This is a genomic window from Micromonospora sp. AMSO1212t, from assembly GCF_008868145.1.
Taxonomy (GTDB): Bacteria; Actinomycetota; Actinomycetes; order Mycobacteriales; family Micromonosporaceae; genus Micromonospora; species Micromonospora tulbaghiae.
The window spans coordinates 1-435 of sequence record NZ_WBKS01000325.1 but is presented as its reverse complement, the minus strand read 5'-3'; the positions used below and the strand labels follow the sequence as shown (position 1 = coordinate 435).

Genomic DNA, 435 nt, shown 5'->3' with positions numbered 1-435 from the left:
TAATCCTGTTCGCTACCCATGCTTTCGAGCCTCAGCGTCAGTTGCAGACCAGAGAGCCGCCTTCGCCACTGGTGTTCTTCCATATATCTACGCATTCCACCGCTACACATGGAGTTCCACTCTCCTCTTCTGCACTCAAGAAAAACAGTTTCCGATGCAGTTCCTCGGTTAAGCCGAGGGCTTTCACATCAGACTTATTCTTCCGCCTGCGCTCGCTTTACGCCCAATAAATCCGGACAACGCTTGCCACCTACGTATTACCGCGGCTGCTGGCACGTAGTTAGCCGTGACTTTCTGGTTGATTACCGTCAAATAAAGGCCAGTTACTACCTCTATCCTTCTTCACCAACAACAGAGCTTTACGATCCGAAAACCTTCTTCACTCACGCGGCGTTGCTCCATCAGACTTGCGTCCATTGTGGAAGATTCCCTACT

1 rRNA gene is annotated in these 435 nt (G+C 50.6%); it reads right to left on the bottom strand.

Annotated elements, in window-relative coordinates:
• A 16S ribosomal RNA gene (locus tag F8279_RS30010) occupies positions 1-435 on the bottom strand; the annotation flags it as partial.